The sequence below is a fragment of the Bradyrhizobium sp. 1 genome, from assembly GCF_023073315.1.
GTDB lineage: Bacteria > Pseudomonadota > Alphaproteobacteria > Rhizobiales > Xanthobacteraceae > Bradyrhizobium.
Genome location: NZ_JADPJH010000022.1, coordinates 37,169 through 63,080 on the forward strand (window position 1 = coordinate 37,169; position 25,912 = coordinate 63,080).

Annotated in this window: 24 protein-coding genes; 8 read left to right on the forward strand and 16 right to left on the reverse strand. The window is 63.5% G+C overall.

Annotated elements, in window-relative coordinates:
• Window positions 1–14 precede the first annotated feature (14 nt).
• On the forward strand, window positions 15–815 hold the full coding sequence (gene ppk2 / locus IVB29_RS16845; RefSeq protein ID WP_247504499.1) for a polyphosphate kinase 2: 801 nt from the start codon (window positions 15–17) through the stop codon (window positions 813–815).
• A gap of 68 nt (window positions 816–883) precedes the next feature.
• Here ppk2 and IVB29_RS16850 read toward each other — a convergent pair whose 3' ends face one another.
• The 6 genes from IVB29_RS16850 to IVB29_RS16875 all read right to left on the reverse strand — a co-directional run bounded on the left by IVB29_RS16850 (window position 884) and on the right by IVB29_RS16875 (window position 10,021).
• On the reverse strand, window positions 884–1,318 hold the full coding sequence (locus IVB29_RS16850) for a hypothetical protein (protein ID WP_247504500.1): 435 nt from the start codon (window positions 1,316–1,318) through the stop codon (window positions 884–886).
• A 94-nt stretch (window positions 1,319–1,412) separates the two neighbouring features.
• A complete protein-coding gene (gene aspD, locus IVB29_RS16855; RefSeq protein ID WP_247504501.1) occupies window positions 1,413–3,029 on the reverse strand; it encodes an aspartate 4-decarboxylase in 1,617 nt (538 codons plus the stop codon).
• Between the two features lie 92 nt (window positions 3,030–3,121).
• The gene (aspT, locus tag IVB29_RS16860) at window positions 3,122–4,813 is read right to left on the reverse strand and encodes an aspartate-alanine antiporter (protein ID WP_247504502.1); all 1,692 of its coding nucleotides are present in this window, start codon (window positions 4,811–4,813) and stop codon (window positions 3,122–3,124) included.
• A 10-nt stretch (window positions 4,814–4,823) separates the two neighbouring features.
• The gene (locus tag IVB29_RS16865; protein WP_247504503.1) at window positions 4,824–7,577 is read right to left on the reverse strand and encodes a decarboxylase; all 2,754 of its coding nucleotides are present in this window, start codon (window positions 7,575–7,577) and stop codon (window positions 4,824–4,826) included.
• Window positions 7,578–7,652: 75 nt separating this feature from the next.
• Entirely contained in the window at window positions 7,653–9,344 is a 1,692-nt protein-coding gene (locus IVB29_RS16870) for a SulP family inorganic anion transporter (RefSeq protein ID WP_247504504.1), read from the reverse strand.
• On the reverse strand, window positions 9,341–10,021 hold the full coding sequence (locus tag IVB29_RS16875; protein ID WP_247504505.1) for a YoaK family protein: 681 nt from the start codon (window positions 10,019–10,021) through the stop codon (window positions 9,341–9,343). Before IVB29_RS16875 ends, IVB29_RS16870 begins: the two co-directional genes overlap by 4 nt.
• 136 nt (window positions 10,022–10,157) lie before the next feature.
• Here IVB29_RS16875 and IVB29_RS16880 point away from each other — a divergent pair, with 136 nt between their 5' ends.
• Genes IVB29_RS16880 through IVB29_RS16890 form a run of 3 tightly spaced genes read left to right on the forward strand, consistent with a single transcriptional unit; the run spans window position 10,158 to window position 13,332 of the window.
• Window positions 10,158–11,846, forward strand: a complete 1,689-nt coding sequence (locus IVB29_RS16880) for a TrkA C-terminal domain-containing protein (RefSeq protein ID WP_247504506.1) — start codon at window positions 10,158–10,160, stop codon at window positions 11,844–11,846.
• A gap of 11 nt (window positions 11,847–11,857) precedes the next feature.
• Window positions 11,858–12,736 carry a dienelactone hydrolase family protein gene (locus tag IVB29_RS16885; protein ID WP_247504507.1) on the forward strand — a complete coding sequence of 293 codons (879 nt, stop codon included), beginning with the start codon at window positions 11,858–11,860 and terminating at the stop codon, window positions 12,734–12,736.
• 23 nt (window positions 12,737–12,759) lie between these two features.
• A complete protein-coding gene (locus IVB29_RS16890; RefSeq protein ID WP_247504508.1) occupies window positions 12,760–13,332 on the forward strand; it encodes an invasion associated locus B family protein in 573 nt (190 codons plus the stop codon).
• Window positions 13,333–13,345: 13 nt separating this feature from the next.
• Here IVB29_RS16890 and IVB29_RS16895 read toward each other — a convergent pair whose 3' ends face one another.
• Both IVB29_RS16895 and IVB29_RS16900 read right to left on the reverse strand, forming a co-directional pair.
• Entirely contained in the window at window positions 13,346–13,765 is a 420-nt protein-coding gene (locus tag IVB29_RS16895) for a response regulator (protein WP_346731287.1), read from the reverse strand.
• Window positions 13,766–13,907: 142 nt separating this feature from the next.
• The gene (locus IVB29_RS16900; RefSeq protein WP_247505122.1) at window positions 13,908–14,531 is read right to left on the reverse strand and encodes a response regulator transcription factor; all 624 of its coding nucleotides are present in this window, start codon (window positions 14,529–14,531) and stop codon (window positions 13,908–13,910) included.
• 311 nt (window positions 14,532–14,842) lie between these two features.
• Between IVB29_RS16900 and IVB29_RS16905 the strand changes: the two genes are divergently transcribed.
• Window positions 14,843–15,526: a helix-turn-helix domain-containing protein gene (locus IVB29_RS16905; RefSeq protein ID WP_247504509.1), complete on the forward strand. Its 684-nt coding sequence runs from the start codon at window positions 14,843–14,845 to the stop codon at window positions 15,524–15,526.
• Window positions 15,527–15,537: 11 nt separating this feature from the next.
• Here the strand turns inward: IVB29_RS16905 and IVB29_RS16910 are convergent, their stop codons facing one another.
• The 4 genes from IVB29_RS16910 to IVB29_RS16925 form a co-directional block, all read right to left on the reverse strand.
• A complete protein-coding gene (locus IVB29_RS16910) occupies window positions 15,538–15,984 on the reverse strand; it encodes a potassium channel family protein (protein WP_247504510.1) in 447 nt (148 codons plus the stop codon).
• Between the two features lie 18 nt (window positions 15,985–16,002).
• Window positions 16,003–17,178 (reverse strand): AI-2E family transporter, encoded by a 1,176-nt coding sequence (locus IVB29_RS16915; RefSeq protein ID WP_247504511.1) that lies wholly within the window; start codon window positions 17,176–17,178, stop codon window positions 16,003–16,005.
• Window positions 17,179–17,356: 178 nt separating this feature from the next.
• Window positions 17,357–17,617, reverse strand: coding sequence for an Lrp/AsnC ligand binding domain-containing protein (locus IVB29_RS16920; protein ID WP_247504512.1), 261 nt, complete (start codon window positions 17,615–17,617; stop codon window positions 17,357–17,359).
• Window positions 17,618–17,724: 107 nt separating this feature from the next.
• Window positions 17,725–18,501, reverse strand: a complete 777-nt coding sequence (locus tag IVB29_RS16925) for a 5-oxoprolinase subunit PxpA (RefSeq protein ID WP_247505123.1) — start codon at window positions 18,499–18,501, stop codon at window positions 17,725–17,727.
• 140 nt (window positions 18,502–18,641) lie between these two features.
• Between IVB29_RS16925 and pxpB the strand changes: the two genes are divergently transcribed.
• The gene (gene pxpB, locus IVB29_RS16930) at window positions 18,642–19,397 is read left to right on the forward strand and encodes a 5-oxoprolinase subunit PxpB (RefSeq protein WP_247504513.1); all 756 of its coding nucleotides are present in this window, start codon (window positions 18,642–18,644) and stop codon (window positions 19,395–19,397) included.
• A gap of 147 nt (window positions 19,398–19,544) precedes the next feature.
• Here pxpB and IVB29_RS16935 read toward each other — a convergent pair whose 3' ends face one another.
• The 4 genes from IVB29_RS16935 to IVB29_RS16950 form a co-directional block, all read right to left on the reverse strand.
• Window positions 19,545–20,399 carry a carbohydrate ABC transporter permease gene (locus IVB29_RS16935; protein WP_247504514.1) on the reverse strand — a complete coding sequence of 285 codons (855 nt, stop codon included), beginning with the start codon at window positions 20,397–20,399 and terminating at the stop codon, window positions 19,545–19,547.
• Window positions 20,396–21,283, reverse strand: coding sequence for a sugar ABC transporter permease (locus tag IVB29_RS16940; RefSeq protein WP_247504515.1), 888 nt, complete (start codon window positions 21,281–21,283; stop codon window positions 20,396–20,398). The genes IVB29_RS16935 and IVB29_RS16940 overlap by 4 nt, the downstream gene beginning before the upstream one ends.
• Before the next feature lie 67 nt (window positions 21,284–21,350).
• Entirely contained in the window at window positions 21,351–22,694 is a 1,344-nt protein-coding gene (locus IVB29_RS16945; protein ID WP_247504516.1) for an extracellular solute-binding protein, read from the reverse strand.
• Between the two features lie 112 nt (window positions 22,695–22,806).
• Window positions 22,807–23,844: a LacI family DNA-binding transcriptional regulator gene (locus tag IVB29_RS16950; RefSeq protein ID WP_247504517.1), complete on the reverse strand. Its 1,038-nt coding sequence runs from the start codon at window positions 23,842–23,844 to the stop codon at window positions 22,807–22,809.
• A gap of 190 nt (window positions 23,845–24,034) precedes the next feature.
• Here IVB29_RS16950 and IVB29_RS16955 point away from each other — a divergent pair, with 190 nt between their 5' ends.
• Together IVB29_RS16955 and IVB29_RS16960 are read left to right on the forward strand one after the other, a co-directional pair.
• Window positions 24,035–24,760: a glucosamine-6-phosphate deaminase gene (locus tag IVB29_RS16955; RefSeq protein WP_247504518.1), complete on the forward strand. Its 726-nt coding sequence runs from the start codon at window positions 24,035–24,037 to the stop codon at window positions 24,758–24,760.
• Window positions 24,757–25,905 carry an amidohydrolase family protein gene (locus IVB29_RS16960; RefSeq protein WP_247504519.1) on the forward strand — a complete coding sequence of 383 codons (1,149 nt, stop codon included), beginning with the start codon at window positions 24,757–24,759 and terminating at the stop codon, window positions 25,903–25,905. Before IVB29_RS16955 ends, IVB29_RS16960 begins: the two co-directional genes overlap by 4 nt.
• Window positions 25,906–25,912: the final 7 nt, after the last annotated feature.

A 25,912-nucleotide genomic window follows, 5' to 3' on the forward strand; every position in this document is an offset into this window, starting at 1 on the left:
GCGAAAGGACAGGCATGGCCAAGGACGCGCTGGCGGAAAAGATGAAGCGGAAGGACTACGAGAAGGAGCTGGAAAAGCTCCAGGTCGAGCTGTGTCATCTCCAGGAATGGGTGAAAGCCGAGAAGCTGAAGGTCATCATCATCTTCGAGGGACGCGATGCCGCCGGCAAGGGCGGCACGATCAAGGCGCTGACCGAAAAAGTGAGCCCGCGGGTGTTCCGTGTTTGCGCCCTGCCCGCACCGTCCGACCGGCAGAAATCCCAGCTCTTCCTCCAGCGCTATATCGAGCAATTTCCGGCCGGCGGCGAAATCGTGATCTTCGACCGCAGCTGGTACAACCGCGCCGGCGTCGAATATGTCATGGGCTTCTGCTCGCCGGCCGAGCACAAGCGCTTCCTGGAATTGTGTCCGCTGGTCGAGAAATTCGCAGTGGATGCCGGCATCGTCCTGATCAAGCTGTGGCTGGAGGTCGGGATGGAGGAGCAGGAGCTGCGCTTCAAGGCGCGGATCGAGGACCCGTTGCGGCAGTGGAAGCTGAGCCCGATGGACACCGAGTCGTTCGGGCGCTGGTACGATTACTCGCGCGCGCGCGACGCGATGTTCGAGGCGACCGACACCAAACATGCGCCATGGCGGCTGATCCGCTCCGACGACAAGCGACGGGCACGGCTCAACGTCATCTCGCACATTCTACGGACGATCCCCTACAAGAAGGTCAAGCGGGAGAAGGTCAAGCTGCCGTCGCGCTCCCACAAGGGACGCTACAACGACCAGGCGAGCCTGCGCGGACTGAAGTTCGTCGAAGAGCGGTATTGAAACGAGCAAAATTGAAAGCGAAACGGGCTGCGGCGACGCAGCCCGTTTGCCAAGCCCTGCTCCCGGTCCTATTTCAACCGGATCGTCACACCACCAACCGCAGCCGACACCTCCGCACCGACTCTGGGACCGCTGAGCTGCAGGATCACCCCATTGCCGTTCTGGAGTTGCACGGCGCCGGCACCCGCCGCGACAGCGCCGCCCGCGCCTCCGGCCGCGTACGAGCCTTCGATCGACTGCGGCCCTCTCAGATTAAGCGCCCGGCCTACGAACTTCGTGGTCGAGGCACCAATCGTGAAGCCGACACTCATGCCGGAGACGGTGAAGGGATATCGCTTGCCCCGATAGACCAGAACGCCCTCGCCGCCCCCGACGCCGACGATGAAGCCGCCCTTGGTGAAGACGACGGCGACCTCGCCGGTCTCGGCACGCGATGGCGTGCTGAGGCTTGTGATCCCGGCTACCAGGGCAATGAGAGCGGCACATGCGGTCGTTCTTTTCATAACTTCTCCCCTTGTTGAAGACTGGCGCGACGCAGCTGAGCGCCCGGCAATGCTGCGCGGTCGACCGGTACTCGATCCGGTCGGCCCTTTCGTTTTACTTCGCCGGGACTTTTTCCGACGCCTCGTACGCGTCCCTGTATCCGCGGGCGATCAACCGCACGCCGCGTCCGATCTGCTCGTAGGCCTCGTCGGGCAAATTCGCCAGCGACACGCGTAACGACCAATTGGGGGCATCGAAACCGCCGCCGTTCAACAGAACGATCCCGTAGGCCTCGGCGAGGCGGAACGCGAGATCGAGCGGGTGGACGTTCTTCTTCAAGTACTCGACCGCATTGTCGCCGATATTCTTTCGCGCCCAGAACTCGAAATCGAGCAGGCCGTAATACGCATCGTAATTCGGGTTGCCCGCCAGTTGCAGGCCGATACTGTCGATCAGGGTCTGGGCCCGGCGATGAACGATCTCCTTGCAGGCCTTCTGGTACAGCTTCTGCGTATCCATCATTTCAGCGAGCGAGAACAGGCTCATCATCACCTGCTGGGGCAGCGACAGGCCTGCCGTGTGATTCAGCGCCACGTCGCGGCTGTCGGCGACGATGCGATCGATGAACTTGACTTTTCGCGGCTCGAGAGTAAGCGCGCCGTATCGCTTGTCGAGCGCCTTCAGATCGGCGTCGTTCAGCTTGCCGATCATCCTGTCGTAGATGTTGTCCTCGTGCACGGAAATCACACCGAGACGCCATCCCGTGCAGCCGAAATATTTCGAGTACGAGTAGACGCCGATCGTATTCTGCGGCAATTCGCCGAGCAGCGAGCGGAAGTCATCGACGAAGGTTCCGTAGACGTCGTCTGTCAGCACCATCATATCCGGACGCTTGGTCTTCACGAGATTCGTGATCTTTCCGATCGTTTCCTTGTTCAATGCCATGCCGGTCGGATTGCCGGGGTTGACGACGAAGAACGCCTTGACCTTGGGATCTTCCAGCTTCTTGAGCTCCTCGTCGGTGTACTGGAACTTATTTTCCTGCGGAGCCCTGACGTGAACCACCTTGAGGTCGTAATCCTCGAGGTGCGTCATCTCGAGATAGGGCGTGAAGATCGGCGTGCCCAGCGCGATCGTGTCGCCCGGCAGCAATAGCCGGTTGGCCTTCAGCGACTTGAAAATGTAGCACATCGCGGCCGTGCCGCCTTCGACCGCGTAGAGGTCGAATTTCCCCGACGGCTGGGGCTGACCGCACATCGCCCACATCAGGTATTCGTGCACGATCCGCTCATTGTGGACCAGCATGCGATCCGGAACGGGATAGTTGTCTCCGATGATGGAATCGACCAGTTCGTGAACGAACGCGTCGCCGTCGAAGCCGAATTTCTTGATGGCGAATTGCGTCATCTCGGACAAAAAGCCGGCGCCGGGCATGTCCGAATGCTTGCCAAGCCAGGCCTCCAGACGCCCTGCAATGCCAGCCACCTGCGGCATGCCGCCAACTCCGGCGGGATGTTCCATCACCCGCTTGCTTTCGGACACCGCGAACTGCCCGAGCAGGAAAAATCCTTCGCGCGGCGCGGTGGCAATCCAGTTGGGATTGCCGCGACCGGCGTTGAGGAAGGCGGATTGGGTCGCCTTAGAGGTCGCCTTGGCGAGATTGATCAGCTCGTCCTTGATCTCGAAGGGGCTGAGGGCTTCGAATTTCTTAAGCGTCATGATGTCGGCCATGGCTTGCTCCTGCTTGTTATGAGATTTCGGCTTGTCAACGACTGACGATTGGCGGCGCGTGCCTTGCCGGCATGCGCCCGAAGGCGTTGCCGCTACGTCATCAGCATCACGAGCACCATGCCCCAGATCGTCAGCAGGGTATTGCCGACTGCGTAGGTGACGGTGTAGCCGAGTCCGGGGATTTGACTCTTGGCGCGATCGTTGACCATACCGAGAGACGCCGTTGTCGTGCGCGATCCGGAGACGACGCCCAGCAAGATGGCATCGTCGAAGCGGAAGACGTACTTCGCGATGAACATTCCCAGGATCAGCGGTATCGTTGTTGCTACGCAGCCCCAGAGAAACAGGCTGAAGCCCAGCTTTTGCAGACCGGCGACGAAGCCGGGCCCGGAGGAGATGCCGATCACGGCGATGAAGACATTGAGGCCAACGGAATTCATGAACCACACCGTTGGCGACGGAATCCGCCCGAATGTCGGCTTCACCGAGCGCAGCCAACCGAAGAACAGGCCCGAGAACAGCGCCCCGCCGGCGGTGGACAGCGTGATTGGGACCCCGCCTACTTTGTAAACGACGGCGCCGACCAGGGCGCCGATGGTGACGGCGGCACCGATGAACGCCACGTCGGCCGCGTCGACAGGACGGTCTGCAACACCGAGCATCTTGGTCGCTGCCGTGATGTCCTGTGTGCGTCCGACAAGCGTCACGACGTCACCCCGATGCAACTGCGTCTCCGGCAAAATCGGAATCGCGGTCGCGACCGCTCCGCGGGTGATCTTGCGCAGGAACACGCCGCGAGATCCCGGCATGGACGCGAGCTCGGTGAGTGTCTTCCCGTCGACGTCCTTGCTCGTCACATAGACGTCAACGCCTTCGATCGGCACCGCCAGCAATTCACGATCATCAACTTCTTCGGCGCCCGCACCAACGAGATTGACAAGCACGTCGCGACGGCCGGCCACTGCCAGCACGTCCCCGGCATGGATCACGATATCTGCCGAAGCATCCTTGATCTCACCGCCCTGCCGAATGCGTTGTATAAATACACGCTGGTCTGGAATCAGCGTCTCTGCTTCCAGCGAGGTCTTGCCGACAACAGGTCCACGCTCCCTGACACGGAACGCGCGTAACTCAAATTGATGCCATGCCGTGCCGGCGCCTCCAATTTCCTTCTTGCCGCCTTGCTTCTCTTCGTATCGCTTGCACGCAGCCTCGAGATCGATGCCGAGCATCGCCGGACCAATCAGCGCGATGACGATGGCCGATCCAACCGTGCCAAAGATGTAGGTGACAGCATAGGCCACCGGCATGACGTCCAACAGGGCCTTGGTCTGCTCGGCCGGCAGACCGATACGATTGATCGCATCGGTCGCAAGACCCATCGACGCCGAGAGGGTCTGCGAGCCTGCGTAAAGCCCGGCGGCGGCGCCGACGTCGTAGCCAGCGATCTTGGCAACGACGACAGGAACGATCAGGCATAACACGCACTGCACGGCGGCGAAAATCGCTTGAGGAACACCATCCTTTGCAATGCCGCGGACGAACTGCGGGCCCACGGCGTATCCGATGGCAAACAGGAACATCAGGAAGAAGAGCGGCTTGAGCGGGCCGGTGATCTTGATCTCAAGCTGTCCAATGATCACCGCCGCGATCAGCGTTGCGGTCACCGCTCCCAGGCCAAGGCCTTTGTAAGTGAAGGATCCGAAATAGTACCCGAGCGCCAGCGACAGGAAGATGGCAATCTCCGGGTAGGTGCGAAGCGTCTGTACGAACCAGTCAATCATGATACCCCCCTTATGACGCGGCCTTGAGCTTCGGTTGCGCATCGGGCTTCGGCCGACCGAGCTTCGCCAGGGCTTCGGCGCGCACGAGCTTCAATCCTTCCTTGGCGTCGTAGCCATGGATTTCCTTCACATCGAGCTTGCGCATGAAGTCGATGGTTTCCTGGGTGATGACCTGGCCGGGCACCATGATCGGGAAGCCCGGCGGATACGGGATCACGAAATTGGCGGAGACGAGCTCGGGTCCAGCCTTCAGCCTGCGGTCGATCTCGGGATCGTCGAGGCGAAGATGCTCGCACCCCGCCGCGTTGTAAGCGGCATAGAAGCCGGTGCGGATGTCACCCTCGTTGGTCTTGGCGCCGGCGTCGCCGCGGAAGCTCGGGTGGAAGTGCGAGAAGTTCGGCAGGTCCGGCACGTCGGTCATCAGGCTCTTGACACGCGCCTCGAAGATCTTCTTCGCGATAGCGCCGCCCTGCACCAACCCCCGCTCGACCTCGCCCGCGATCTCGGCGAGGACGCGGATGAGATGCGCGACGTCGCTGCGGGTGTTGTTGATGTTGGACTGGACCAGCACCGAGTTGCGCGAGGTCTTGTTGACCTGGATATTGTACTCGTTGGCCAGGATGCCCTTGAACTGCGTGCCGTCATAACCGGCCGTGCCGCACACCAACGTCATCCGGGTCGGGTCAAGACAAAACTCGTCTTCGTCCAGGCTCTTGAGCGTATTCGCCCAGTTCACGCCGGCCGAGAGATAGTCGGTGAAGCCGCTCTGGCGGTATTGCGCGGGCACCATGCTATCCGCGCCGAGGATGCGAAAGTATTTTGACAGCAGCGGATTGTTATTGACCGCCTGACGAATGGCGAACGCAATCTCGATCGCATTGGCGACGAGACCGTAACCCTCCAGCTCCATCTGCCGCCGGGAGACGTCGAGGCTGGCGATCAACTGCTGGTTCGGGCTGGTGGAGGCATGGGTGAAGACGGCCTCCTTGAACTGCTGCTCGACCGTGTGGAATTCGACGTCCTTGACCGAGAGCATGGAGCCCTGCCGGATCGCCGACATCGACTTGTGTGTCGAGTTGGTCTGATAGACACGGAGGCGGATCTGGCGCGGATCAGGAATCAGACGGGTCTTGAGCAACACCTCGTCGGACGGATTCTTGCCGAGCTCGGCCTGCTGCTTCTCATACGCCGCGACCGATTTGGGATCGCGCATCCACGCCTCGATCTCGTTGGCGGCGCCGAGGCCGGTGCGACGGCGCAGGAATGGCGAGAAGCGTGCGAAGCCGAACCAGGCCTCGTCCCACAGGAAGATCAGATCCGGCTTGATGGCGAGGCATTCCTCCATCACCCGGCGGGTGTTGTAGATGTGGCCGTCGAAGGTGCAGTTGGTGAGGTCGAGCAGCTTGACGCGATCGAGCCGGCCGTCGGCCTTGGCGCTGAGCAGCGCCTGCTTGATCGTCTTCAGCGGCACCGCGCCATACATCGAATATTCCGTCATCGGAAAGGCTTCGACATAGAGCGGCTGCGCACCCGCGAGCACCATGCCGTAATGATGCGACTTGTGGCAATTGCGGTCGACGATCGCGATGTCGCCGGGCGCAAGCAGCGCCTGCACGGCCATCTTGTTGGACGTCGAGGTGCCGTTGGTGACGAAGAAAACGCGATCGGCGCCAAGCGCACGGGCGGCCTTCTCCTGCGCCTTCTTGATGGTGCCGGTCGGCTCCAGCATGCTATCGAGGCCGCCGGTGGTGGCGCTGCTCTCGGCCAGGAACAGGTTCAGGCCGTAGAACTCGCCCATGTCGCGGATCCAGTCGGACTTGAAGATCGATTTGCCGCGGGCGATCGGCAACGCGTGGAAAGTTCCGATCGGGCGCTGCGCGTATTTCTTGAGATTGTCGAAGAACGGCGTGTCGTAGCGATCCTGGATGCCTTCGAGGATCGACAGATGCAGCTCCAGAAGCTCTTCCACCGAATAGAAGATGCGGCGGACGACGTTGGCTTCAGGGTTGCCTGCCAGCTCTTCGACGTCGCGGTTCGAGATCATGTAAAGATCGAGCTCGGGCCTGATACGCTTGATGATCTGGGCGAGCCGCAGCGCGGACGCATCCGACTCGTCGTTGAGACCGGCCGCCGCCGTGATCGTGCGGAGCACCGGCGCGTTGTGCCGCGAACGCAGGCCAAAGCCCTCGTTGATGATCACCGCCGCGATGTTGGGATTGAGCATCGTCGCGCAGAAGGCGTCTTCGAGATTGCCGACGATGACCGGCTCATAGATGAAGGCATCGACCGGACGCCGCAGCTTGCGCCATTCGGCGGCGAGCGCAGGCCATTGGCTCGATGACACGCCGGTGACGATCAGCGTCTCGAAATAGGGCCGGCGTGCGGCGTGCCCGCCGAAGGTCGACGGCACCAGTTCCGGAACGTCGCCATCGCCGTCATCCTTCGCGCTCCAGTCGCCGGCATGCTGGCGGAAAGACCGCGTGACGAGCGCCTGGGTGATCCGCATTGCGAGAGCAAGTGACGTTGCCGCGTCGCCGGCCGAGGCCGCTTCCCGCAACGCCGACATCAATTGCAGGCCGGGATAGCCGTGAAACTCCTCCGTGACCGAGAGCTCGGCCAGCGCCGCATCATGGGCCGCCCGGTCGCCGCCACGCGCCCAGATCTTTGCCGCCTCCACCAGATCACGCCAGTCGTCAGCCCGTCCTCCCGGCCCGGTTGAGAACTGGTCGATACGCTTCTGTGCGGGCTTGGTGTCCTTGGACATGCGTCTCTCCGGATCTCTTGGAGCAAAGGTGATGCGGGATCGTGCATTCGGCGCAGGCCACTCCATTGATCCAAGTCAACGGTCGCGTGCATTCTCCTGGCCAAGAACGCTGTCAAGCGAGCGCAGCCACTGGCCGCTGTCGGTCTTCTCCCCCAGCCCTTCAGCGCGCAGCAGGTCGCGGAGCTGCGCATGCGCACCGACGATGCAGAGCGTGACCTGTCGCGCGGCGAGTTCGTCGTAGAGATCGCGCAGCATCCGCGCACCGGCGAGATCGATATAGGGCGATGCCGAGAGGTCGCAGGCCACGAGCCGGATGCCCGCGGATTTGCGCAACGCGATCAGGACCGTGTCCAAAATCGTCTCGGCATTGATGTAGAGCAGCGAAGCCTCCGGCCGGAAGGCGATGATGCCGACCAGTGGCTCGACGTCGTGATGCCTGGCGCTATCCGAATAGCGGCCGGTGCCGGGTAATCGTCCGAGGAACGCCACGTTCGGCCGCGAGGCGCGCGCCAGAAGCAGGAAGATCGACGCGATCGACGCCAGCAGGACGCCCTGGAGGATGCCGAGCAGGAGCACCGATACGAGGGCAATCGCCGCGGCATAAAAGTCGATCCGGCTGACCTGCCACATCTTCAGCAATGCGCGAACATCGACCAACCTGTAGACGGCGGCGAAGACGATGGCCGCGAGCACCGCCTTGGGCAGATTGGTGAGCAGGCCGGTGAAGAACAGCAGACACAGGCCGAGCGTCACGGAACAGATCACCAGAGCCAGCGGTGTTCGCGCGCCTGCGTTATCGTTGACCGCCGACTGCGAGAGGCCGCCGGCGACGGGATAGCCATGGCCGAAGGCGACGGCGAGGTTCGCCGCACTGAGCCCCAGAAGCTCCTGCCGGACGTCGAGCGGATAACCGTGCTTGGCGGCAAAGCTGCGAGCCGCGGAAACGCCCTCGATATAGGCCAGCAGCACGCAGCCGGCCGCGAGCGGGAAGAGATCGTCGAACTCCAGCAGCCCGAATGTCGGAATCCCCAGTGCCGGCAATCCTTCCGGTATCTTCCCGGTAACGGGCACACCGAGCGCCGGAAAGTTGAGCACCGTCGCAACCAAAATCGCGAGCGCGACAATGGTGATGCCGACCGGCTTGCCCGGCAGCAGCCGTTCGCCGAGCAGGAGCAGCAGCAGCGCGACCGCGCCGATGGCGAGCACCAGCGGATCGATGGCGCCGAGCTGCCCGACCAGCTTGATGGCGCGATCGAAAAAATTGTGCCCGCCGCCGGCAACCCCAAACAGGTTCGGCAACTGGCTCATGATGATGGTGAGCCCGGCACCGGCCTTGAAGCCGACCAGGATGCTGTCGCTGACGAGGCGGACCAGCACACTGAGCTTGAACAGCCAGGCGATGAAGCACAGCACCGCCACCGCAAAAGCCACAAGGCTCGCGATCTGCGCATAGCGCGCCGCATCGCCACCCGCAAGCGCGCCGACGGTCGCGGCAATCATCAGGGAGATCGCCGAGGTCGGGCCAATCGCAAGCTGGCGCGACGCTCCGAGCAAGGCATAGCCGATGCCGCCAAGCATGTAGCCGTAGACGCCGACCTGCGGCGGCAGCCCGGCCAGAGCGGCATAGGCGAGCGCGACCGGAATGGCATAAGCCGCGAGCGTGATGCCCGCGACGGCATCGGATGGCAGCCACTCGCGCCGATAGGCCGCAAGCCAGTCGGCCGGCGGAAACAAGCGCGTCCATTTGAGATCGGGCCGCCCATTCATCCGAGCCCCCCACGTGGCGTCGCTTCGCACCGCAACAGCACGATCAACAGCGCGATCACGGGGATGCCGAGCGCAAGATTCGGGATGCTTTTGGTGACGAAGGCACCGGCGGCGGCGCCAGAGCCGAACGTGACGCAAAGAGCGAAGAGGATACCCGATCGGCGCAGCGTCCCGAGCGGTGCGCCCCCGGATGCGACCGCAAAGACAGCCTCGATCGCCTGGCGCATGTTGCCGGTGATCATCACCGTGCTGCAAAGCGCGCCCTCGACCTTCGTGAACATCTCGAGCTGCATGGCGGCGACAAACGAAATGCCGAGCGTTCCGGCAATATCCGGCATCCGGTTGTGCAGGATCCCGATTGCGATCAGCAGCAATATCTCAATCAAGGTGCTGATCGTGCTGGCCCGCTCGCCGGAGACACGCCGGAGCCATGCGGCAATCACGATACCGAGCGCAAAAGCGAGCATTGGCGGTACGAAGTGGAGCGCCTTCGCCCAATCGCCGACGGCCGCATAGACCCAGAGGAAGATCAGATTGGCGGTCTGGGCATTGGCCATCACGCCGTGGATGATCCAGGTATAGGCGTCGATATAGCCGCCGGCAAAGGCGAGCAGCAGGACGATCTCGACCGTTTCATCGTGGCGGATCGCGCCGGCAGCGACATCCAGGGTATTCATGTCAGCAATGCCGACTGTCGCAAACTCTTCATCATGTCATAGACGTATCCTTGTCCTCGCCGGGGCTTGATCTGGATCAAGCAATCTCCCGTCCCCGCCAATCAAATCGCGGCAAAGCGCCGGGAGGCATGCGACCATGGATACCGTCAGGTGGATCATCACCACTGCACCGGAAATCTTCCTGCTGCTGGCGATCGCGATCGGCACCATCCTCGGCCGCCAGAAAATTCACGGATTTTCGATCGGGACGACCGCCTGCATCCTGATCGTCTCCGTGCTGATCGGACAGCTCGGCCACTTCACGCTCCCGCCGATCTTGCGAGGGTTTCTGTTCAGCCTGTTCGTCTTCACCATCGGTTACCGGTCGGGGCCGGAATTCTTCGCGTCCCTGAGCGTGCGGACGCTGGCGCAAGTCGTGCTGGCGCTGGTGATCGGCGCAACCGGCCTCGTTCTCGTGCTCCTCTTCGCCCATCTGTTCAAGCTCGACACCGGAACGGCCGCAGGCCTCACCGCCGGCGCGCTGACGCAGTCCTCCGTGATTGGCACCGCATCAGGCGCGCTGGCGCAGCTCGGCCTACCCGGCGATGTCTTGAAGCAGCAGGAAGCCAACATCGCCGCTGGCTATGCCGTGACCTATGTGCTTGGTTACATCCTGACGCTGCTGTTCGTCCCCTTTGTCGCGCCGCGTCTGATGGGGATCGATCTGAAAGCAGAAGCAAAAAAGCTCGAGGCCGAGCTTGCGGGCGGCGTCCCTGCGAAGGCGGACAACCTGTCCTATCGCAAATTTCAGGCCCGCGCTTATCGCGTTTCGGCCGCAGCAGGCCGCACGGTCGAGGCCATTGAAGTCGAGATCGGCCACCGCACCGTCGTGGAGCGGGTCGTTCGTCGCGGCACCGACGTTGCACCTCATCGCGACGCCATGCTCGAGGACGGCGACGACATCGTCCTGACCGGTCCGACCGCCGCCATCCTCGCCGCAGGGCCCGTCATTGGCGAGGAAGTCGACGCCGACGAGCTGCTGCGCAGCCTGCCGGGAAACGTGATCGAGATCCTCGTGGAAAACCGCAAGCTGCACGGCCGCTCGATCAGGGACGTTGCCGAGATCGTCGGCGCCGACGCCCGTGGCGTCTTCCTGCGCGCCCTGACACGGATGGGCCGTGAGGTACCGCTCGGGCCGGAGACACGCGTCTATGTCGGCGACGTCATGACGCTGGTCGGCAGCACCGGCAATATCGCGCGTGCGACGGCGCGGGTCGGCCACGCCCTGAACGCAGGCGACCGGACCGATATCGCCTTCCTCGCCGCGGGTATCGCTATCGGTCTTTTGGCTGGCCTCGCCAGCTTCAAGATCGGTGCAGCAGCGTTGACGCTCGGAGGTGGTGGCGGCGCGCTGATCGCGGGCCTCGTCTGCGGCTGGGTGCGCTCGCGCAAACCCGACATGGGGGCGATGCCGCCGGCGGCACAGCAAACCCTGAGTGACCTCGGCCTTGGCGGCTTCATCGCAGCCATCGGACTAGGTAACGGCCTCGCGGCCTGGTCGGCGATCCAGACTTATGGCTTGCTGCTCGTCGGCATGGGCATCGTCGTTACCCTGGTCCCGCTGACCGTCGGAACGCTTGTCGGTTATTACGCGCTGCGCATGAATCCCGTCGTGATCTGCGGCGCGCTGGCCGGCGCCATGACAGTCGACGCCGCCGTCACCGGCGCGTGCGACGCCGCCGAGAGCAAGACGCCTGTGCTCGGCGTTGCCGTGCCCTACGCGGTCGGCAACGTCGTGCTGACGGTGCTCGGCCCGATCGTGGTGGCCGCAACGTATTCGGGTTGACGGAGGGGGCCATGCATCGCCTGATCCTCCGGTTTATTGCGACCGTCCTCCTCGCTCTTCTCGTCTACGCCGCGCCGGCGCGCCCCGAGGACGAGATCCGCATCCAGGAGGAAATCTGGGCGCTGCCACTTCCGCTGCCGATGTTCGCCTATCTGGTGCGCCCAGTCGGCGACGGCCCCTTCCCGCTGGTAATCATGAACCACGGCGTCTCGCTCAACCCAAGGGATCGCAGCTTCTTTCCCCTGGTCGAATTCCGCGATGCCGCCAAATGGTTTGCCAAGCGCGGCTATCTCGTGGTGGCGCCAGTCGGCAGCGGCTATGGCGCACAGGCGATCGACGTTCCCGAGCGCGCGCTGTTTGGTCCGTTCTTCTCCAAGGTCGGCAAGTGCACCAATCCCAACTTCCGTGATGCGGGACTTGCGGTCGCACAAGTCGATCTCTGGATCATCGACTACATGGCGGCGGAGAAGCGCATTATCCCGAAGGACGTGATCGTGGTCGGACAATCCGCCGGCGGCTGGGCCTCGATCGCCTTGTCCAGCGCGAATCCGCCGCCGGTGAAGGCGATCATCACCTTCGCCGCCGGCCGCGGCGGCCGCGTCGGCGGCAAGCCGAACAACAATTGCGCGCCGGACAGACTGGTCGAGGTCACCGCGGATTTCGGCCGCACCTCGCGTGTGCCGATGCTGTGGATCTACATCGAGAACGATACGTTCTTCGGCCCGGAGCTGTCGAAGCGCATGCATGCTGCCTTCACCGCCGGCGGTGGTCGGGCCGAGTATCATCTGATGCCGCCGTTCGGCAATGAGGGCCATTTCTTCATCGGCTCTCCGGACGCCATCCCGCTGTGGTCGCCGCTGGTGACGAAATTCCTCGATACGCCGAAATGAACCCGAACATCGGAGACATGACGATGCTTCGCCCTCTTGATCGTCTCTCCGGCTTGGCGATTGTCGCGGTCATCGGAACCGCGACCAATTCAGGCATGGCCGCGCAAGCCCACAAGCCCGCCGAGGTCGCAACGCGCGGCCAGCGCGAAGCCAAGGACATCACCTATGGCGACTGGCAGAAGCTGTGCTTCAAGGCCGGCGGTGCGCCGACGCTGTGCCGCACCTCGATCACCGGAAAATTCGCGACCGGACAGACGGCCGTGCGCCTCGATCTGATCGAGCGTGAGGACGCGCCGACGGCCCGGCTGCAATTGTTCGTGCCTGTCGGCATGTATCTGCAACAGGCCCCCAAGCTGACCGTCGACCAAGGCTCCCCCTTCCGCGTGCCCTATACCTGGTGCGTCACCAATCTGTGTATCGCGGCCGATGTGGCGGCGCCAAAGACCATCAAGGACATGGAATCCGGCAAGGCGCTGACGCTCGAGCTCGTCGATTCGAACCTTCTTGCGCTGACGACATCGGTGCCGCTGGCGCAGTTCGCGTCCGTCCACAAGGGCGCGCCGGCAAGAACGCTGGAGCAATATGTCGAGGAATGAGCAGCCCAGGCGCTCATGAGACAGCCGCGCGCGCCACCGAGTCGATCAGGGATTGTGCCGAAAACGGCTTCGTCAGATAGGCAACACAGCCCGATGCAATCGCCGCAGTGCGGTTCATGGTGCTGTCGTTGCCCGTAATGTAGATGACCGGCGCGGTGACACCCTTCTCCGACAATCTCCGACGCAGATCGATGCCGGACTTTCCGTCGAGATTGATGTCCAAGACGATGCAAATCGCCCTCTCGTAGCGGCCGTAATCGAGCAAGGCGCTCTCGGACTCGAACAGCGTCGCGACGAATCCGTGTGCGCGCAACAGCCTGCTCAGGCTGGCTCGCATGGATGGATCGTCATCGACGATGAAAACCGATTCGCGCGCGGGCAAGGAAGCAGCCTTTCGGATCCGGCACGAATGAAGATGGCGCGGCAGCTGCAATCGGTACGCGCTGCCACGCTCTCCTGCAAAGGCGAAACACTCGACACGTGCCGCAGCTGCATGGCAGCACCACGTCAGCGGACTTCATATTGTCCTTTGGGGCAGTGACACCGCGGGAACCGTATTTGCAACGACAGAGCAGCTAACGGCCGTTCGAATCCAGCATTCCAAGCCGCTCCGCGATCGAAACGAGTTCCGCAAGCGAATGAACCTGCATCTTCTCCATCACCTGATGACGGTGCGCCTTCACGGTCCGCTCGGTCGTCCCGAGTTCATACGCGATCTGCTTGTTGATCCTGCCGCGGACGATGAGATCGAACACCTGCCGTTCGCGCTGCGTCAGCGTCGCAAGGTGCACGCGAAATGCCTCCAGCCTGCCACGCTGGCTGCGCGCGGCATCCTGCCTCGCCATCGCGCGCGCGATCGCATCGAGCAGCAGTTCCGACGACACCGGCTTGGTCAGGAAATCCTCTGCCCCGGCCTTGATGGCCTGCACGGTGGTCGGCGTGTCGGCGTGACCGGTCAGGAATATGATCGGCAGCGTCGAGCCCGACGCGACCAGGCGACTTTGCAACTCGGGGCCGCTCAAGCCCGGTATCCGCACGTCGAGCAGGATGCATCCCGGTTGCTCGTCATCCGGCGATGCGTCCAGCAGGTCCTGCGCCGACGCATAGGTTGCGACCTCGTAGCCGGCCAGCTTCAGCCGGCGCTCGATCGCCGTCCGGAACGATGCGTCGTCATCGACCACGTGGACAAGGCCGGGCACCATTCACCTCGCGCAAATACCAAGAATCAACGATGCAGAGTCCTTAACCGGGGGCGATGGGCCTGCCAAACGATTCGAGATTCGAAACATGTGCTTCGCGACAGAGTACTTTCCGGCTCGCATCAAGCTCTTCTCAATTCGCGCAGCAAACGCCCTACTGTCCCTTGGTACAATGCCCCTTGGGACAATGGATTAGAATACCGCGTTAGTCGTAAATCAACCTCGGCGGGAGTGGGATAGCGCGGCGCATTTCCCGCTGCGAGAGATCTTGCCTGGCAAGCCAATTCGGCGGCAAGCTGAGGAGCTGGCCTATGTTTGTTCGCATCACTGCAGATTCCGCACCGCGCCCCAATTCCCTTCGCGATCTCGGCATGACCAGTGCTTCAAATGCGCTGATCAGTTTAAGCGAATTTTCCTACAGGAAAGGCACTGAAATCTACGGCGAGAAAGAACCCGCCGAATATGTCTACCAGGTCAAGTCCGGCGCGGTTCGGGGCTACAAGCTCCTGTCGGACGGCCGCCGGCAGATCGGCGCCTTTCACCTGACCGGCGACATCTTCGGCCTCGAGAACGGCGGCGAGCACCGGTTCACGGCAGAAGCGATCGTCGACACCACGGTGCGTCTGGTCCGGCGGCAAAGCCTCGAAATGGTGGCGGAGAGCGACGCTATGGTCGCCCGGAACCTGCTCAGCATGACCACGACCAATCTCCAGCATGCCGAAGATCATATGCTTCTGCTGGGACGTAAGACCTCGCTGGAGCGGGTCGCAGCCTTCCTGCTCGAGATGGACGCGCGCCTGACCGCCGCCGGCGTCTTGGCATTGCCGATGTCGCGACGCGACATCGCCGACTATCTCGGCCTGACACTGGAGACCGTTTCGCGCGTCCTGTCGCGGCTGCATGAGCTCGGCATTCTCGGCTTCATCGGCAACACCCAGCGCCAGATCGTGCTTCTGGACCGACATCAACTCGCGGGCCTCGATCTGCAGCCTTGATCTGTTGGTAGTCAGGTCCGGGGTCGTTCCGGACTTGTGGCTTCGAGATGCTCGAGCGTCTTGCGCAGGACCTCGAACAGGATGGCCGCAGACCAGCCGAACAGCAGGATTCCATTCATGGCCGTCAGCGGCCCGATCAGCCGCCATTCGGGCACCGGCGTAATGTCGCCATAGCCGAGCGTGGTGTAGTTGACGAAGGCGAAATAGAGCAGGTCGCTGTCGGGCGGGGCCGCCCGGACCAGGCGATACGTGCAGACCCAGACCAGGATCTCCAGGGTATGCGCGACGTGCAGCACTGCGGCTGTCGCAACCATCACCCCCATCAGGTGCAGTCGTGGACTGTCGGTCTGCCGCAGGCCGGCCGTTCGCGCGATCGACACGGCAACGACCGTTGCGAGCGCGTGCACTCCGATATTGATGACGCTGACCAGCGTGCCGACGAGAAATTGAAAGAGCATGGGAACCCACCGGTCGCTTTAGTTCGGGCCGGGACCAGTGTGAGAGGCCCGCTCAGCATCAGTGCCAGTGTATACCGAGCAATCCTCAACGCTTCTTTGGACGGCAACCGACTGGTCCAATACCCCCGGCACTGCGGAACGGTCGATCCGGATCCAGGCCGCCGCGAGCTCCCAGGCGACCGCCAGAATGATCGGGCCGATGAAGAGGCCGATGATGCCGTGCGCCAGCGTGCCGCCGATGACCCCGATCAGGATCACCAGCGTCGGCGTGGTCAGGCCACGCCCCATGACCAGCGGCTTCAAGATGTTGTCGAGAAGACCGACGACGACGAAAAATACCGTGAACAGCAGCGCCATCGCCACATCCTTGTCCATCCAGATCCAGACGACCACGGGAACGAAGACGATGGCGGCGCCGATCTGCACGATCGACAGCAACAACACGATGACGGCGAGCAAACCCGCACTCGGGATGGCGGCAAGCTTGAAGCCGATGCCGGCGAGCAGCGCCTGGATGATCGCAACGCCAATCACGCCTTGCGACACTGCACGAATGGTCGCGCCCGTAAGCTCGAGGAAATGCTCGCTTTGCTCCGGGACGATGCGAAACAGGAAGCCGCGGATCGCGCCGGCGAGCTGCGGTCCATACGGAAACAGGAAGCCGGCGACGAACACCGATAGCAGGAACTGGAGCGTGCCGACGCCGGCGCCGCCGGCGAACGAAAGCATCACGCCTGCCAGCGGCTTCAGATACGGCGCCGCCTCGCGCAACACGGCGCGAACATTGGTGTAAGCCAGGTTCCAGAGATCGTAGAGCGGCGGGCCGATCAGCGGCCAGCTTTTGATCCGCTCGGGCGCCGCCTGGAGCACGGGGTCGCCGGTACCGATCTGGGTCGCGAGGTCCTTGATGCCCTCGACTGCGCTCAGCCCGAGCCAAGCCGCCGGCCCGATGACGATTCCGAGCATGACCAGCGTCAGAATGGCCGCGGCCGTCCGCGGACGACCGCCGAGACATTTGGAAAGCCAGCTGAAAGCCGGATAGAACGCGACCGCCAGCACCGCACTCCAGGTCAGGATCGGCACGAAGGGCCGGACGATCAAAAACGTCCACACGATCACGAGCGCGAGCAATCCGAGCCGGATGACCAGCTGGATCACTTCATCCGCGGAGAGAAGGCTGCGAAGCGTCTTCAAGGGGTGCGTTCCTCCGGTTCAGCGGCTACGTTGAACGTAGCCGCCGGCCGCGTGCCGCAGGCTTGATCCAGATCAAGCCGTGAGCTTCCGGAGCAAGGGTGGACGAGCGGCCGAGCAGCGCCAACCGCGAGTCTTTCCGCAGCGGCAGTCGGGATTGCTTCGCTGTGCTCCATTCAGGCTACGAGAGAGAGAGAGAGATCACGGCGGACCGGCCTTGGAAGGATCGATCGAAATTCTTGCGCTTCAGCGTCCGCAGGCCGAATGTCGTTCGCGACTGCCGGATGCCCGGTATCCTGTACAACGCCTGTCGCAGGAAGCGTTCGTAATGATCGGTGTCCCTCACCACGACCTTGATGAGATAGTCGTAATCGCCCGTTACCAGATAGGCTTCCATCACCTCCGGAATTCGCGACAGCGCGGCGCCGAAGCGATCGAGCACCTTGTCGTCATGGTGAGGCTGGCTTCGTGCGCATCCTTGCGAGGGCCGACAATCAGCAGGTGATCGGCATCCGGGCGCCCTCCCATGAGGGAGAGGCTGGCAAGCGATCAGGCACCGATGACCTCAGCCATCGGCGCCAGCGTGACGCCTGCCGCAGCAAGGCGCGCCTTCAGGCGCTGCGCCATCGCAACCGCGCCCGGCGTATCGCCGTGGACGCAGACGCTGTCGATGCGGGTCGGCAATTGCGTTCCCGAGAGGCACGTGATCGCGCGGTCCCCGATCATGCGAATGACCCGCTCCGAGGCGACCTCCGCATCGTGAATGACGGCTCCGGCGAGACGGCGCGACACCAGATTGCCATTGTCGGCATAGGCGCGATCGGCATAGACCTCGCGCACCAGCGGCAGGCCGAACTTCTCGCCGGCCCGTTCGGTCTCCTGGCCGGGCATCACCACGAAGATCAAATTGCGGTCGATGCTACGGATCGCGCGCGCCACGGCTTCGGCGAGATCGCGATCCTCCGCGGCGATATTACCAAGCGCCCCGTGGGTCTTGACGTGGCGGACGGGATGGCCGGCGTCGGATGCCAGCGCCATCAGCGCGCCGATTTGATAGAGCACGATCTTCTCGATGTCGGCCGGCCGCTCGCCCTGAATCGGCCTGCGGCCAAAACCCCAGAGATCGAGGAAACCGGGATGCGCGCCGGCCTGCACGCCATTGGCCTTGGCCTCGCTCAAGGTGCGATGCATCACGAGCGGATCGCCGGCGTGAAAGCCGCAGGCGATGTTGGCCGAGGTGACGGTGCGCAGCATCTCGGAATCATCGCCGAGCGTGTAGACGCCGAAGCCTTCGCCCATGTCGCAGTTCATATCGATCAGAGTCATCATCGCCCTCGCTTGTCGCGCTGGTTCGATATACGCATGATGCATGGTGTGCGTCACGAAAAATTCGGCGCGCCGCTTGCATGGGGCGGTGACGCTTTTCGAAGAGCAAGCATGGGTCTAACACTTTCGCGACGGCATGAATGAGCATGGTGAACGATACACTCTACGCGATGCCGCGCTTCCGCCAATCCGGCGATGCAGCGCTGACGGTCGAAATCGGAGACGGCATCGACGCCGAAGTCAACGCGCGCGTCGTCGATCTCGACCATGCCCTGACCGGGCGCGCGCTGCCCGGCATCGTGGAGATCGTACCGACCTATCGCACGCTGCTGGTCTGCTTTGATCCGACCCTGCTGTCACGGCGCGACATCGAAGCCGAGATCATGGCGCTGTGGCCGCCGCTCCCCCCGGAAGGGCAGGTCCGGCGCCGCTGGACCGTTCCGGTCGCCTATGGCGGCGACAACGGGATGGACCTCGACTGGCTCGCGCAACGGCTCGACACGACGACGGACGAGATCGTGGCGCGGCACAGTGCAGCCGAATACCGTGTCTACATGATCGGCTTCATACCGGGATTTGCCTATCTCGGCGGGCTCGACCCCGCACTTCATGTCGACCGGCGCCCGGAGCCGAGGCTTGTGACGCCGCCATGCAGCGTCTCGGTCGGAGGCCAGCAGGCCGCGGTCGCGCCGCCGCTCGCCGCGCCAAGCGGCTGGCACATGCTGGGTCGCACGCCGGTGCGCTCCTACGATCCGCGTCGCACACACGAGCCTTTCCTGTTCCGCGCCGGCGATCTGCTGCGGTTTCACCCCATCGGTGTTGCCGAATTTGCCGCGCTCGAGCGCGCGGCGGAGACGGGCGCGATCATCGCCGGGAGAGAGGAGTTTAAGGCCTGAGCTATGCGATGTCTGTTGATCCCGAAATCGTCGAGTCTGGTCTCGCCACGACCCTTCAGGATCTCGGCCGCCGCGGCTCGCTCAGCTCCGTTCCGGCGAACGCGTGCGTTTTGAGGCGATCGACTGAATCCTACCGCGCGGCGGACGTCACTCCTTCAGACCGCTTGCGGCCACGCCACGCACGAAATTTCGGCGCATCAGCGAGAAGAACAGCGCGCTCGGAACCAGCGCTAGCGCTGCGGCCGCGCTGAGACGACCGGTATCCACGGTGAAACCGGTCTGAAACAAGGCGAGCCCAACCTCGAGCGTATAGGTGTCCTTGTTTGTCATGACGACGAGGGGCCACGCGAATGCGGTCCAGGCCTGAAAGAACGCGAGCACGGCGAGAGCGCCCAGCGGGCCGCGCATCAGCGGCAGCACGATCCGCAGGAAGATCCAGCCCTCCCCCGCGCCATCCACCCGCGCAGCCTCCAGCAGCTCGTCGGGGATCGACGTCATCACGTATTGCCTGATCAGGAAGATGCCGAAGCTCATGACGAGATAGCCGACCAGAAGCCCGGGCCAGGTGTTCAACAGTCCCGCCGACTGGACGTTGAGGTAGAGCGGGATCATGTAGACTTCGAAGGGAACGACCGCCGTCGCGATAATGACGCCGAAGATGACCGGGATCCCCGGCAGATCGAACTTGCCGAGTACATAGCCTGCGATCGCCGACGTCGAGACGATGCTCGCGGTCGAGAGCGTCGCGAAGATCAACGAGTTGCCGATCCAGCGAAACAGCGGCGTTTCGCTGAGGACGCTGACGATGTTGTCCAGCGTCGGCTGGTGCGGAATGACGGTCGGCGGCCAGGCCAGCAGTTCCGGCGGCGTCTTGAACGCGTTGCTGATCAGGAACACCAGCGGCAGCAGCATCATCAGGCTGACGGCGCACAGAACGGCGTCGATCACGAGAGCGACGGCACGGTTCTGACCGACGACGGACGGATGCTCGTGCTCGCTCATGCGCGGCTCCGATCGCGGAAGAGCCTGAACTGCGCGCCGGTCAGAACGAGGACGATGACGAGCAGCACGACGGCTTCGGCGGCGGCATAGCCGACCCGGTAATTGCGAAAGCTGTTTTCGAGCATGTCGAGAACAAGGACCCGGACCAGGTGTCCCGGCGCACCCTGAACGTCCGATGCCAGCACGAAGGCCTGCGCATAGATGTTGTAGGACGAGATCAGCGTAATCACCGATACGTATAGCATGACCGGCTTCAACAGCGGCACCGCGATGTAGCGGAAGGCCTGAAGCGACGATGCGCCGTCGAGGCGCGCGGCCTCGTAGAGTGCATCCGGAACGTTCTTCAGTCCGACGAGGAAGATCAGGACGGCATAGCCGATCGCCTGCCAGGAGCAGAGCACGATCAGGCATACGAGGGACAGGACGGGATCGAACAGCCACGATTGGGCCGGGATCCCGAAAAATCCGATCAGGGCGTTGAGCGGTCCGAGCCGGGCGTCGAAAATCCATTTCCAGGCCATCGCCGCGGGGACCAGTGAGACGACGTGCGGCAGGAAAACCGAGGCCTCATAGACGCCGCTGCGCCGCAGCCCCTGCCGGCTGTTGATCAGGGCGGCGAGCGCAAGCGCGACCGGAATGGTGATCGCCACGACGCTGAAAGCGATGATGGTGGTGTTGAATATCGCTTCGAGAAACAGTGGATCGCTCGCCAGCTCGATGAAGTTGGCGAAGCCGACGAACGGCTTTCGCCGCGAGATGATATTCCATTGGAACAGGCTGAGCCGCAGCGTCTCGATGATCGGATAGACGCGGATACAGCCGTAGAGGCCGAGGATCGGAAGCAGCGCCAGAACTGGAAACAGCCATTTCGGCGTGGTGCGCATGGATCCTCCGGCAAGCGCCGGTCTGCGGCCGGCGCCTGGATTGAGTGGGTCCCTGTTGGGGGACAGTCTAGGGTTTGGCCAGCAGGTCTTCGCGGGCGAGGATCTTGTCGCTTTCCTCAGCCGCGGACTTCAGGAAAGCATCGATCGCGGCATCGTTGCCCGCCAGCGACTTGTCGGTGAATGCTTTCTCCAGTCGCGCCGCAAGCCGGGTGAGGATTTCGCTGGCAGGGCTGATCGCCGGCACCGTGAAGAAGACGTGGCCTGCGGGAACGTTGACGAAGGCGTCGAGCTGCGGGATTTTCTTGAGGACTGCCGAGTAGTCGAGGCCCTTTCGGTTGGGGACCCAGGCCGTGTTCTCGAGCAGCCAGAGCAGGTTTTCCGGCTCGTTTGCCTTCTGAACGAAATCCCAGGCGATCTGGCTCTTCGGTCCCTTGTTCGGCACGTAGAGATCGACCGGAACCATCAGCGTGCCCTTGGGCAACGGCGCCGTGGCGTATTTGAGGTTGGGCGCCTTCTTGGCGACGTCGCCGATCACCCAGGATTCCCGGATGAACATCGCGGTCTGGCCGAGCTCGAAGGCTTCGGCATCCGCCTTCATCTCCGGCGTCACCGTCCGATAGACCACGACGTTGTCGAGATACTGCTTGAGCGCGGTGCGGCCAGCCTCGCCCGCATAGGCCGCGCGCCATTTTCCGCCCTTCTCCTCGAGCAGCGTCCCACCGTGATTGTAGAGGATGGTCCAGTATTTCTCCGCGATGCCCGAGCCGCCGCCGCTGAGGCGCAAGCTCCATCCGCTCACCGTCGGCGCGCCGGACGCATCGCGCTGCGCGAGCTTTTGCGCGTAGGCGGTGTAGTCGGCCATGGTCTTGGGCGGACCGTCGAGGCCGGCCTTGGCGAGCATCTCGGTGTTGTAGAACAGCGCGCCCTGCCCCTGGAACAACGGCACGCCGAAGATCTTGCCCTCGTACATGGCGGTCTTCACACGCGTCATGTCGTAATTGGCTTTGACGAAAGCGACGATCGACGCCGGCGGCTCCGGAATGAGGCCGGCCTCGAGATATCGCGCCGCCTCGACCTCCATCTCGATGACGTCGCCGGCCGCGCCTGACGGAAGCGACAGCGCCAGCCGCTTCTCGTGCTCACGCAGGGCAATGGCCTCGACGCTGATGTCGAGATCGGGATATTTGCTCTTCAACTGGTCGCCGATGCGCTTGTAAAACGGAGCCAGATCAGGCCACCCGCTCCAGATGGTCAGCTTCTCCGCCGATGCAGGCGAAGCAAACGCGGGTACCGCGACAGCCAGCGCCAACAGCAGCGCTGCCGACCGCCATGACCGACGCCCCGAATTCGCCGGGCGAATGTTGTTCTCGGGACGCGTGACGTAGCCGAACCTGTCGACGGGCTTCACCATGAGGGTCACTCTCGCATCCGGAATGGGACAAATCCTGCGAAAAAGCTCGCATGCAACCGGTTGCGTGTCAATTGCGATCCGATGCCGCTTTCCGAGGCCATTGACTAAATCGTCAGCGCCCACGTCGCTTCATCGGAGCCGGACCGGTGCTGGCGCGAATGACGAGATGGGAATTCAGCTTGTGCCGAATCTCCCCCGACACGCCACCATTCATCTGACTGAGCAGCAGACCGACCGCGACATCGCCCGCATCGGCGCAGCGCGCCGACACGGTGGTGAGCGGCGGGTAGGTGGTTTCACCGAGCACATCGTCGCAGCCGACGACGCTGAAAGATTTCGGCACCTCGACATCGAGCGCAGCGAGCCCTGCCATCAGACCTTGGGCGACAAGGTCGTCGAACGCGATCGCCGCGGTGACGCCGCTGGCGACGATCTGGGTGGCCGCCAACCGGCCGGTGTCGTAGGACGGCGGGCGCGCGGGGACCGCGATCACCTTGAGCCCGCGCTTCTCCGCCTCGCGCCGGACCGCGTTGCGCCGCTGCTGATTGGACCACGATGTTGTCGGGCCGCTGACATAGGCGATGTGCCGGTGCCCCAGCTCGGCCAGATGCGCGATCGCAGCAGCAACTCCCGGCGCCGTGTCGATCAGAACCCGTGTAATGCCCTCGATATCGCGATTGATGAGCACCAGGGGCCGGCGCGTCGCATGGCGGCGGATATGCTCTTCGTCCAGACGAGACGAGGCGAGGACCAATCCCTCCACCTGACCAATGAAGCGGCCCACCAGCAATTCCTCGCGCGCGGGATCCTCGTCCGAATTGCCGAGGAAAACGCACAAGCCCGCCTGGTCAGCCCGCAGTTGAGCGGCCCTGATCAGCGGCGGAAAGAACGGATTTGCGACATCGGAGACAATGAGAGCGACATTGCCGTGGCGCCCGGTCGATAGTGCGCGAGCGACCTGGTTCGGCACGTAGCCTAGCTTGTCGGCGACCTCCTTGACGCGCCGGACGGTCGCTTCGGTCAGCATCTCGGGCCGCGAGAAGGCGCGCGATACGGTCGCGCGCGAAACCCCGGAGGCCTTCGCCACCTGACTGATCGTCGGCACGACCGATGGACGTCTCTCCCCGCCGCTGTCGGAATCGCGCTTCACCGGAGGCCGCCTCCTCTGCATCGCATTCCACTACACATGCCCCGGCCGGCGCCGGGGCGCAAGCTTGACATGCAACCGGTTGCATTACATTCTTTCCCCTCGGGGGTGACGAGCAGGCCCGGCAAACCCATGGATGAGCATGACGATTTCGGTACCTCCCTCAATCGCGACATTTGGAACGCGGGATGCGATGGGCCGAGCGGCTGCCGCGGACGTCGGCGTTACGCTCCGCGGCCGCTTGGCGCGACAGCGTACGGTGCGCATGATATTCGCGGCGGCACCGAGCCAGGCGGAGCTGCTGGATGCCCTTGCGCGCGAGCGCGATATCGACTGGCGGCGCGTCACGGCCTTCCACATGGACGAATATCTCGGACTTGCCGCGGATGCGCCACAGCGTTTCGGCGCCTGGCTGACGCGTCATTTGTTCTCGCGCATCGCTTTCGGCGCCGTTCACTTGATCGGACAAGAGCCGGATCCGCACCGGGAGGCGTCGCGCTATGCGGCTCTTCTCGGCCACGCCCCGGTCGACATCGTCTGCCTCGGAATCGGCGTCAACGGTCACCTCGCCTTCAATGACCCGCCGGTCGCCGACCTGCACGACACGAAGCAAGTCAAGGTCGTCGAGCTCGACGAGGTCTGCCGGCAGCAGCAGGTTGACGATGAATGCTTCCCGAGCCTCGGGGACGTCCCGACCCACGCGATCACGCTGACGATTCCCCGGCTGCTGGAGGCTGCCGAGCTTTTCTGCGTCGTGCCCGGCGTATCCAAGCGCGCCGCGGTTGAGCAATCCCTGTTCGGCCCGATCGGCACAGCCTGCCCCGCGAGCGCGCTGCGCACGCATCCACGATGCGCGCTGTATCTCGACCAGGATTCGACGCCGCCGCAGCTCTCGCCACAAACACCGGCACGCGCATGACGGAGCCGGCAACGCGCGTCGCAGGCCGCGATCCCGAGACCGGACGGAATCGCACTATCGTCATTCAGGACGACCGGATTTCAGACATCGTTTCTGGCGGTGATGACGACGAGCTGTGGCTGTCGCTCGGTCTGTTCGATCTGCAATTGAACGGCTTTGGCGGCTACGATCTCAATGCCCGCCCTGATCCCCAGACGGTCCGCGACCTCGTCACGGCCGTCCACAACAGCGGCGTGTCGCGTTTTGCGCCGACGCTGATCACGGCATCGCAGGACGCGATCATCGATGCGTTGCGGGCTATTGCGCAGGCGCGCGATAGCGATCCGCTTCTGAAGCACGCGATGCCCTTCGTGCATGTTGAAGGACCGCATATCGCGCCGGAGGACGGCCCGCGCGGCGCGCACCCGGCCGAGCATGTCAGGCCGCCGAGTCTCGATGAGTTCGACGCGTGGCAGGCCGCCTGCGGAAACCTCATCGGCCTCGTGACATTGTCGCCGCATTGGCCGCAAACGGAGACCTATGTGCGCGGCCTCCATGCGCGCGGCGTTCGTGTTGCTCTCGGCCATACCAGCGCGACACCGGATCAGATCGCCGCAACCGTCGCTGCCGGAGCAATTTTGTCGACGCACCTTGGCAATGGCATCGCAGCCACGCTGCCGCGGCATCCGAACCCGATCTGGTCGCAACTGGCCGAGGACAGGCTGTGGGCGAGCTTCATCGCCGATGGCCATCACCTCCCCCCCGAGACCTTCAAGGCCATGCTGCGTGCAAAAGGGCTGGAGCGATCAATCCTGGTATCGGACGCCGCCGCGCTCGCGGGTTGCGCACCCGGAATCTACGACGCGCCAATCGGCGGCAAGGTCGAGCTGAAGGCGAGCGGCCGGCTGGAAGTCGTCGGCACGTCCATCCTGGCTGGAGCAGCCGTCAGCCTCACCTTCGGAATAGCCACGGCAAGACGCATGGCCGGATTGACCCTGGCAGAGGCGCTGAAGCTCGCAACGATCAATCCGCGCATACTGTTCAACCTCCCTGCGCTGACGGTCGGGGCGCCGGCCGATCTGCTGCGCTTCCGTCTCGGCGCGGATGGATCGCTTGCGCCCGAGACGGTCTATGTCGCGGGCCGGCCTTATCCGTGCAATCCGTGAGGACTGA

What these genes read in the sequence shown, in the direction of transcription:
- IVB29_RS16875 (WP_247504505.1), bottom strand. Translation starts at nt 10,021, where the DNA reads ATGAATACCCTGGATGTCGCTGCCGGCGCGATCCGCCACGATGAAACG.
- IVB29_RS16890 (WP_247504508.1), top strand. Translation starts at nt 12,760, where the DNA reads ATGCTTCGCCCTCTTGATCGTCTCTCCGGCTTGGCGATTGTCGCGGTC.
- IVB29_RS16955 (WP_247504518.1), top strand. Translation starts at nt 24,035, where the DNA reads ATGGGCCGAGCGGCTGCCGCGGACGTCGGCGTTACGCTCCGCGGCCGC.
- IVB29_RS16935 (WP_247504514.1), bottom strand. Translation starts at nt 20,399, where the DNA reads ATGAGCGAGCACGAGCATCCGTCCGTCGTCGGTCAGAACCGTGCCGTC.
- pxpB (WP_247504513.1), top strand. Translation starts at nt 18,642, where the DNA reads ATGAGCATGGTGAACGATACACTCTACGCGATGCCGCGCTTCCGCCAA.
- aspT (WP_247504502.1), bottom strand. Translation starts at nt 4,813, where the DNA reads ATGATTGACTGGTTCGTACAGACGCTTCGCACCTACCCGGAGATTGCC.
- IVB29_RS16945 (WP_247504516.1), bottom strand. Translation starts at nt 22,694, where the DNA reads ATGGTGAAGCCCGTCGACAGGTTCGGCTACGTCACGCGTCCCGAGAAC.
- aspD (WP_247504501.1), bottom strand. Translation starts at nt 3,029, where the DNA reads ATGGCCGACATCATGACGCTTAAGAAATTCGAAGCCCTCAGCCCCTTC.
- IVB29_RS16850 (WP_247504500.1), bottom strand. Translation starts at nt 1,318, where the DNA reads ATGAAAAGAACGACCGCATGTGCCGCTCTCATTGCCCTGGTAGCCGGG.
- IVB29_RS16940 (WP_247504515.1), bottom strand. Translation starts at nt 21,283, where the DNA reads ATGCGCACCACGCCGAAATGGCTGTTTCCAGTTCTGGCGCTGCTTCCG.
- IVB29_RS16910 (WP_247504510.1), bottom strand. Translation starts at nt 15,984, where the DNA reads ATGCTCTTTCAATTTCTCGTCGGCACGCTGGTCAGCGTCATCAATATC.
- IVB29_RS16865 (WP_247504503.1), bottom strand. Translation starts at nt 7,577, where the DNA reads ATGTCCAAGGACACCAAGCCCGCACAGAAGCGTATCGACCAGTTCTCA.
- IVB29_RS16905 (WP_247504509.1), top strand. Translation starts at nt 14,843, where the DNA reads ATGTTTGTTCGCATCACTGCAGATTCCGCACCGCGCCCCAATTCCCTT.
- IVB29_RS16960 (WP_247504519.1), top strand. Translation starts at nt 24,757, where the DNA reads ATGACGGAGCCGGCAACGCGCGTCGCAGGCCGCGATCCCGAGACCGGA.
- IVB29_RS16885 (WP_247504507.1), top strand. Translation starts at nt 11,858, where the DNA reads ATGCATCGCCTGATCCTCCGGTTTATTGCGACCGTCCTCCTCGCTCTT.
- IVB29_RS16870 (WP_247504504.1), bottom strand. Translation starts at nt 9,344, where the DNA reads ATGAATGGGCGGCCCGATCTCAAATGGACGCGCTTGTTTCCGCCGGCC.
- IVB29_RS16880 (WP_247504506.1), top strand. Translation starts at nt 10,158, where the DNA reads ATGGATACCGTCAGGTGGATCATCACCACTGCACCGGAAATCTTCCTG.
- ppk2 (WP_247504499.1), top strand. Translation starts at nt 15, where the DNA reads ATGGCCAAGGACGCGCTGGCGGAAAAGATGAAGCGGAAGGACTACGAG.
- IVB29_RS16925 (WP_247505123.1), bottom strand. Translation starts at nt 18,501, where the DNA reads ATGACTCTGATCGATATGAACTGCGACATGGGCGAAGGCTTCGGCGTC.